Here is a 7,361-nt window from a genome sequence, read left to right on the forward strand (position 1 = left end):
AGTGAGTGGATTTCAGGGTTTATTTCAGCGCAATCTGTACCGTAAGAGTTGTCTCGGGCACAGGTCCGGGTAACCTGAGCAGAATCAGATAGTTCCAGGCCTGATTTTTTCACCTTCGTATTAAGGTAGGCCTGCGCACCCGGCTACACTGAGGGCCGTCCGTGACGCCAGCAGTTCGCCTTACAGGACCCCTGGTCCGCTTTACACAGCCGGCGTCAGACCGGTTATGTGAAATCCAGCCTTGATCCCGGGAGTGAACACCCCGGGAGATTTTTTATGACCTCCGCACCCGCCTTCTCAGGGTCTCTGACTGAAATGCAGGGCAGACTTTTGTGACGAACTCCAGGCTTCTCCTGACCACCGCGTGTCCTTGTTACAGGCCTTCATGATAGCGTCGCTCAGGGAGCGGGAAATCCATACTTTCATGCACAGAGGAGACGTCATAATGAAAAACGGTGCCACGCCTTATCGTGAAGCGCTGATACGTCTGACCGCGCTCAGGCTGCGTTACCAGCGGGCAAGCCGTAATCCGGCTGCCGGAATGGTGGACCTCGCGGCGCTGATGTCCGAACTGGAGGAGGCCGAACAGGATGTGGCGCGATATGAAAAACAGTAAGCACCAGCGCTGCCCAAGACTAAAGTTTTTCCGCGGATGGCCGATATAAATGAAGTGGTTAATCCGATGGCCACACTCCACGAGTAAGTCCGTTTATCTCATTGACTTTATTCAGGGGCTGACCAGCCCCTTTTTTTCAACGTCTGTTCAGTCTGCCTCCTGTTTATCATCACTGATGATCAGCCCTGCCCGCGCCGTGAATTCCGGACCTGTGTGACCAGGGTTTTGTCTGAACGTTATTTTCTGCTCTTCTTAAGCGCAGGATCCCGGTGTCAGCGGTGCGGAATTACCTGTGTGTCCAGCGTAAAAAAAATGGCTTCCGGGAGGAAGCCATAAGCACAATCAGTCGCAGTATCGGTTATATGTCCCCTGATGAGGCACATGTTATTTATCGGCTGACTGCGACAATGCATTAGGGCAGGAAAGTGGATTTGAGAAAAAACTGTGCGTGCTGCAAACAAGTATCGTCGGATGACAGAGTCAGAGCGATCAGATAGCAGCGTTATGTCCGCTAAAAGCTTCACTTATGAACGCAGTCATTGTGATGCCTTTCTTGCAGAGAATGTTGCATTCCACATAACTTACTAAAGAGCATAATTACTGCTGAAGACATGTACGCGCTCAGCGAATTCCTGCGTCTTTATCTGAAACCACGGGGCGCCCATTTTTATTCCCAGCGCTTTGGCGCCGGCCGAACGAGCGATGACGCAGCCATCGTTGTTGCTGAGCACCACGGGCTTGCCGCGCAGGTCGGGACGAAAGAGGGCTTCACAGCTCGCGTAAAACGAGTTGACGTCGGCCAGTCCAAACATGGGCATGTTTACCTCCGGCGCGCGCGCGTGCTGTTAAACCACCAGGTGACCACGCCGAGCAGCTGCAGCTCCTCCGGGTAAATCACCGCATAAGCGGGATTCATCGGCAGGAGCGCGAGCCTTGGCTGCAACTGCAGGCGCTTGACCGTGAACTCTCCGTTCACCTCAGCGATAACGATGCCCCCGTGTCCGGCCTCTTCAGCCCGGTCAACCACCATGACGTCGCCGTCATAAAGGCCAAGGCCTTCCATGCTGCTGCCACTCGCCCGCACAAAAAACGTAGAGGCGCGCCGGCGGATGCAGAGCTCATTGAGGTCCAGTTCCTTTTCCACGTAGTCCGCGGCAGGAGAGGGGAAGCCCGCTGGGCAGGGCTCAGCATAAAGTGGTACGCGCACGCGCGGTGTGAAAATGGGTGGCAAGAGCAGCGTCAGGCCGGGACTGTAGGCTGCGGGTTTCATGATCCTGTCCCCGAAGCGTCTTTCTTATGGTCGGTAAGCGCTGTGTGCAAGGCGTGCATATAAAATCCTCCTCTTGAGTGTACTGTTTTTATGTACAGTATTATTTGGTGGGTTTTGTCTGGCAAGCGAAAGCCTGGCGGAAGGAGGTGGAAATGAATTTATCTGGCTGAGGTGCCAGCAAAAAAATATTTCGGGCAGGTTTATTCAGCGGCAACTATGATGACTGCGGGTCACAGGCCGCGGGGAGGCGCCCTCTGACTGTACATCCGCTGCCCGGCGTTCCGCCGCCGGGCTTCATTCTGAAGTCGGCCTACAGTAACTGGGCAGGCCTTCAGCGGCAGACGTCATGCCATAATGCCGTACTGGGCACGACCGCATGTGTAATCGCTTCCTGATTTTCACGAAGGAAAGCCTGAATCAGTCCGGGAGAGATATTGAAAAAAGTTCTTCAGCCCGCCAGCCCCATGGACGTAACAGACAGACCGTCTCCGGAAACAAGCCCTGAGCCGGTCACGCCGAAATCTGCGAGGTCACCGGTCAGGCCATAAAAGCGATGCTTGTGTACGAATCTGAAGAGGCGATATCCATACAGCATCTCTCAGGAGTACTGTGGCGGATGAGCATCAGCGCTCCCGAGCTCTGGAAGAAAAAAATCCTGTCTGGCCGCTATCGGCCTGCTGGCTGAGCGCCTTCACTGACTCAGGACCTTCATATTCAGGAACAAACCTGCGGGTCGTTGGCTCATCCTGACCTACAGGTGATCATTATCCCGTCCGCTTAAGCAGAAAAGGCCTGCGAAGCAGGCCTCATACAATCAGTGTTGTGGCTTTGTTGCCGAACCGGACTACGCGTCCTCTTCCTCTCGCGAATACCCCACAACAATCTCCAGCGCGCCGCGCAGTACATCGAGCCTGACGACGTCAGAGGTGCTCTCCAGCTCTGCTATCAGGCTGAGAATCACGTCCTTTCGCAGCACGCGTCCGCCCTGAGCCTTCAGTCGTGCAAATACCGCGCTTATGATTTCTGACTCAGCGGCCAGCTGATTAATTACACTGAGAATTTCTTCTTCGGTTTTGTTCTGCTGCATAACCCATCATCCGGGACAGATAAAGAGAAGGACGCCGCCGGCGCCCGGGCTGTCTGCAGACTCCGTTCTGCCTCCGCCCGTGGCGGAGATACGTTACCGGTCAGTGCCGGCGAGTGCCTGGCGGAGGGGCATCCTCCGTCATAAACAGCGATTCCGGACTCTGTACGAGCCGGGCGCCAGGAAGCGCCGCACTGACCTCATCAAGCGCCAGTTTCAGGGCCTCAGCCCTGTCTGAATGCGTTTCACGCGCGGCCATTTCCATCAGCCTGACGGCTACCGTTGCACCCGATACCGGTGCATTTTCGCTGAGCAGACCGAGGACGGCCTCACCGATAACGTGGTCCATAAGCATTTCAGTTTTGTTTCTGTACATACCACTTCCCGGGCGTCAGTAAAGGGACGCTTTCCTGTACCTGCCGCCGCTGACGCGGCTGGCTGACGTTACATCCGCATGCATGACCGGATGTGATATCCACGCCGGAGAAGGCACTGCTGTGGGCAGATACCTGATTCAGAGAGCCTCTTCCCGGCCAAACAGCAGGCCAATCAGCGTGCGGCAGAGCTGCTCCTCTTCTGTGCTGCCCGCGAGCTCAAGGCGACGTACGAGCTTTGCGCAGATGGCCGGCCGGTTAAGGGCGGCGCCGCTGCGCAGGATTTCCACCACGATCTGCCCCAGCATGGCCTGCTGCGAAGGAAGTTGGGCGTCGGTGAAATAACGGGCAATGTCTCCCGCATTATCAGGTTTCATGCTGTTCTGGCGCATAGTCATTTCTCTCGGAAAGAATGGTTAAAATGTCATCGGGTGATGATGCGCGGAAAGTTATACAAAATATAAAAACCTGTACAGAGATATTTTTGACGGTGAAATGAATTTTTTAGCAAAAAATGCTAATTATTATAAATCATGAGGATAGATAACTTATCTTACGAAAAGCGGAGGCTTCATCCCTGACAGTTTCTCCGGTCAGCACGCGCAGAGCGCGCCCGATGCGATGCTGGCTTTTCATCGTCGTGTCCCGGCCGGGGCCGTTCTACATTTCTGGTAATGCTATCCGTCGTTTTCCAGACCGGTCATCGTCATCCAGTGCAGCTCGGCCGACTGGCGACTGCCGTACTGACGGAAACCCTGCAGCGAGCGTCTGGCATCAAAGATTTCCGCAAGCTTCTCGTCGCTGACGTCAGCTTCGGCTATCGCGGCGAACTCCTTTATCAGGGACTCGGCCGTGATGTCCAGGCCGACGATCGCCGCCTCTCCAATAATGGTTTGGCCTTTCTCATCGTCATGATAAAAACACAGCAAATCCTCCTTCTCGGGAAAATAACAACCTCAGGACTGAATGTAGACACCGATGGCGCTTTCACCAGAAGAAAAATCTGTCATATGGATAAGAAATAAAATATTGGTTTAGTATGGCGGAGTTGCCGGGTATAGAACAGAATATAAATGCGTGAGAAAAAACTGATGTGTTCAGTGCCAGGGGAATATGCAGTCAATACAATAAAGCTTTAAAAATTTGCCGCGGCATTACAGCCGCGGCGTTTAATCACACAGCCTGCCACTCACTTTCAACTTCATCTTTAGATTTTGGAAAGAATCGACTTTATTGTCATCCACTTCCTTAACCCAGCTGAAGGGGATGATGTGATGCTGACCGCCGGCTTCCGGGTCACTTTTCGCCAGCTTAATTTTTTCATCACCCTCAAAGTGGTCAACAACACCCACGTGCTCGCCGTTGACGTCCACTACCTGCGCATGGTCCAGAACTTCTGCTTTATCAACCATAATTAATCCTTAATAACGTCTGGTAAATGATGGATTTACCCAGTCATCATGCCGGGTATGCTTTTAAAGCGTGGGTTATTAATCTGGCTGTCGTCAAGAAATTAACAGAATGAAACATCTGCCTCATCGTAGTGTCTGGCGCATACATCTGTCCCGCCTTTCAGCCCCGAGGCTGCAGAGGCCGGTCCGACAACTGTTCACCCGGTACCATGATGAAAGCGCCGGCTGGATGAAATCCAGACTCAGTTGAGGCAAATCACTGAATTATTCCCGGGCACGTCCGGGGCTTTTTCGGGATACGGCAACCTGATTTCCGGCACTCTGACGGCTGCAGAAATAATTGCAGGCGCCCCACTGAATTTGCGGCGTCTTTACGAATGCTTTTCTCAGAGCAGGCTATTATTAATCTGCAAGACAGGTGTCAGGATGACGCCGCCCTGGTATCAGATGGCCCGGATCCGTTCCGGGCCTTTCTGTTTCTGCAGTCGGGTATATAATCTCAGCAACGCATTAATGCCCTCATTGCAAATCAGACGCTTCCTGGCAAATGTCGCGACATATGTCGTTATGCTCAGGGGGTGTCTGACTCCTCCGTTGACGCAAATATAACGTATTGCAATAGCTGACATGTTATCAGGACCCAACATCGCCGGCCTCAGACCGGACGTGCTCACTCCTGTTGCTTCCGGGCTTCGCCGCCCGGGATTTTTTCCAGCTCAGTCCGCCAGCCGGAACAGACCGGGCTCACCCCTCTGTATTCACGCTCTCCGTCATCTCCCCGAGAAGCTGAACAAGGCGCTCACGGCTCACCTGTTCTGTCTTCAGCGTCGGCATCATGCTAATGAGCGACAGGGCCACCGTGGCGAGTCCGACGGCGCGCTTAACTTCCTTCGCATTTTCATAACTTTTGTACGTGCGCAGGCTCACGCCAAACTCGGTGGCCGCGCGTTCACGCGTCCAGACCATGCTTTTTCGCCAGAGTTTCAGGTGCCATCCTGTCATGACGTCTCCTTAAATTTCTAATAAACGCTCAAAAAAAAGTGCAATTATTGCACTTTTTACACATGGATTTTGACTGTATTGATAGCTGCTTTTTCAGCGTTCACTTCGACTTTCTTTTCATCCGCGCAGCAGGCGAGCGGTGAAGGTGCCCACCAGACCGGTGATGCCTGAACACACACAGAGCGCTTTCATCATCCAGAGCACTGCGGCTTCAGACCCTGTGTAGAAGCACAGCGCGGCACCTGAAGCGATGGCCAGCAGCCAGGCCCATATCCGGTAACCGATACGAACGTGCATTTTCATCCGGATACCTGTTGCGTCTTTCATCTGCTCAGTCTGTGGGGTTATTTTTTCAGCAAAATAGCTGACATTGCATCTCAGTTCCAGCCATGAATACGGCGGCGATGAGCCTGCCTGAACAGACCCGAATCAGACGGACGATGCGATTAAAGATTATTCAGCCTCTTGTCGTCACACGCTGAATTACGTTCAGCTGCCAGGTCTGCAGGGATGACAGCGCTGTAGGAGCAGTCCGGAACCCGGTAAACGCATTCGTTCCGGGAAGGATGTCGATATCGACACAGGATATGTCTGAGCGAGAATAAAAAGGGTTTCCCTTGTGAACTACAGCCGCGAGTGAGCCGTACGGGAGGGCTGGCCGTAAAAAATTACACAGCCTGATAATCCTTCAGCTGAGGGTGTCCATCATTCTGGCCTGTAATGGGAGAGTGCAGGGGGGATGTGTCAGCGTTTCGGTTAAGCGGCTTTCAGAGATCCCTGACCTGCAGCTGACTTCCGGCTGATGTCCGCTTACAGTCAGACGTGCTGATATAAATAAAAAACCCACCGGGAGGTGGGTAAGTCAGTAAGCTTAGTGTAGAAGATAGCGCTTAACGGCTTCCGGATCTGTGCCCACCGTTTTAAGGGCTTTCACCAGCTTATCCTGTGTAGTCTGCAGTGAGAGCATCCAGTATGTAATTTGCCATTGTTCGTTTATCACAATGATCTTTTTATCTTCCGGCTCGCGGCGGTGAAAAATGTAACTCATCAAAACCCCAGGTTAAGGACAAATGGCTTATTTGCTGTGTGACGCAGAAGAAGAATGGCACTGAAACTGAGGGGGTTAAAATTGAAATGACTGACCGTAATGAGCAAAAAAATTTTATCAAAAAAAAGGCCCACTTAATGAATATCAGTGGGCCTGTTTTGTTCACGGCGGAACAATGCTCTCTCGCAGAGGTGGGGTTAAGCACTGCTAATGTTGCACCCCAATCTAACATCGCATTGCCGGATGCGTAACCCTCTAATTTAAATAGATTGTTATTTAAGATTAGGCCGCATTCCTTCGGAATGTTCTCATCCAGAAACCCCTGGATGTAAGTCTGTTAACTTTTCTGCTGCAACTTCATCAGCAATTGGTTAGCAGGCCTGATGCCTGATTTTGTCCGGTTTTGTCGAAACGGCCGGGTTTACGGCAAAACTTTGGGATTATCGCTATTCCTTCAGCCCCTTTTGTCGAAAGACGTCATTTGTTTACGCAGAAAATGTGACACCACGTCCTGAGGGGGCTGAACGCCACACGCATGGATCAGCCAGCTCACCG

General features: G+C 52.6%; 9 protein-coding genes and 2 pseudogenes. 1 reads left to right on the plus strand and 10 read right to left on the minus strand.

Annotated features, from left to right (window positions below; genetic code table 11):
* Nucleotides 1-445 precede the first annotated feature (445 nt).
* Nucleotides 446-616, plus strand: coding sequence for a hypothetical protein (locus PSSD_RS27890; RefSeq protein ID WP_167347708.1), 171 nt, complete (start codon nt 446-448; stop codon nt 614-616).
* 587 nt (nt 617-1,203) lie between these two features.
* Here PSSD_RS27890 and PSSD_RS24995 read toward each other — a convergent pair.
* From PSSD_RS24995 to PSSD_RS26980, 10 genes and pseudogenes are all read right to left on the minus strand, one after another.
* Nucleotides 1,204-1,428 (minus strand): annotated as a pseudogene (locus tag PSSD_RS24995) (Y-family DNA polymerase); the annotation flags it as partial.
* An 8-nt stretch (nt 1,429-1,436) separates the two neighbouring features.
* Nucleotides 1,437-1,886 carry a translesion error-prone DNA polymerase V autoproteolytic subunit gene (gene umuD / locus PSSD_RS25000; RefSeq protein WP_082672365.1) on the minus strand — a complete coding sequence of 150 codons (450 nt, stop codon included), beginning with the start codon at nt 1,884-1,886 and terminating at the stop codon, nt 1,437-1,439.
* An 844-nt stretch (nt 1,887-2,730) separates the two neighbouring features.
* Complete coding sequence (locus PSSD_RS25005; RefSeq protein ID WP_058974117.1) at nt 2,731-2,973, minus strand: biofilm development regulator YmgB/AriR family protein; 243 nt, start codon at nt 2,971-2,973, stop codon at nt 2,731-2,733.
* A gap of 100 nt (nt 2,974-3,073) precedes the next feature.
* Entirely contained in the window at nt 3,074-3,346 is a 273-nt protein-coding gene (locus PSSD_RS25010) for a hypothetical protein (protein WP_058974118.1), read from the minus strand.
* A gap of 138 nt (nt 3,347-3,484) precedes the next feature.
* Entirely contained in the window at nt 3,485-3,736 is a 252-nt protein-coding gene (ycgZ, locus tag PSSD_RS25015) for a regulatory protein YcgZ (protein ID WP_058974119.1), read from the minus strand.
* Between the two features lie 285 nt (nt 3,737-4,021).
* Nucleotides 4,022-4,273, minus strand: coding sequence for a hypothetical protein (locus PSSD_RS25020; RefSeq protein WP_082672366.1), 252 nt, complete (start codon nt 4,271-4,273; stop codon nt 4,022-4,024).
* A gap of 244 nt (nt 4,274-4,517) precedes the next feature.
* Nucleotides 4,518-4,756: pseudogene (locus PSSD_RS25025) on the minus strand (DUF2171 domain-containing protein).
* Between the two features lie 744 nt (nt 4,757-5,500).
* Entirely contained in the window at nt 5,501-5,758 is a 258-nt protein-coding gene (locus tag PSSD_RS25030) for a hypothetical protein (protein WP_058974120.1), read from the minus strand.
* 117 nt (nt 5,759-5,875) lie between these two features.
* The gene (locus tag PSSD_RS25035) at nt 5,876-6,061 is read right to left on the minus strand and encodes a hypothetical protein (protein WP_058974121.1); all 186 of its coding nucleotides are present in this window, start codon (nt 6,059-6,061) and stop codon (nt 5,876-5,878) included.
* Nucleotides 6,062-6,629: 568 nt separating this feature from the next.
* Entirely contained in the window at nt 6,630-6,806 is a 177-nt protein-coding gene (locus tag PSSD_RS26980; protein WP_072215039.1) for a DUF3606 domain-containing protein, read from the minus strand.
* Nucleotides 6,807-7,361: the final 555 nt, after the last annotated feature.

It is taken from the genome of Type-D symbiont of Plautia stali, from assembly GCF_001485335.1.
Taxonomy (GTDB): Bacteria; Pseudomonadota; Gammaproteobacteria; order Enterobacterales; family Enterobacteriaceae; genus Pantoea; species Pantoea vagans_C.

What these genes read in the sequence shown, in the direction of transcription:
- PSSD_RS27890 (WP_167347708.1), top strand. Translation starts at nt 446, where the DNA reads ATGAAAAACGGTGCCACGCCTTATCGTGAAGCGCTGATACGTCTGACC.
- umuD (WP_082672365.1), bottom strand. Translation starts at nt 1,886, where the DNA reads ATGAAACCCGCAGCCTACAGTCCCGGCCTGACGCTGCTCTTGCCACCC.
- PSSD_RS25005 (WP_058974117.1), bottom strand. Translation starts at nt 2,973, where the DNA reads ATGCAGCAGAACAAAACCGAAGAAGAAATTCTCAGTGTAATTAATCAG.
- PSSD_RS25010 (WP_058974118.1), bottom strand. Translation starts at nt 3,346, where the DNA reads ATGTACAGAAACAAAACTGAAATGCTTATGGACCACGTTATCGGTGAG.
- ycgZ (WP_058974119.1), bottom strand. Translation starts at nt 3,736, where the DNA reads ATGCGCCAGAACAGCATGAAACCTGATAATGCGGGAGACATTGCCCGT.
- PSSD_RS25030 (WP_058974120.1), bottom strand. Translation starts at nt 5,758, where the DNA reads ATGACAGGATGGCACCTGAAACTCTGGCGAAAAAGCATGGTCTGGACG.
- PSSD_RS25035 (WP_058974121.1), bottom strand. Translation starts at nt 6,061, where the DNA reads ATGAAAATGCACGTTCGTATCGGTTACCGGATATGGGCCTGGCTGCTG.
- PSSD_RS26980 (WP_072215039.1), bottom strand. Translation starts at nt 6,806, where the DNA reads ATGAGTTACATTTTTCACCGCCGCGAGCCGGAAGATAAAAAGATCATT.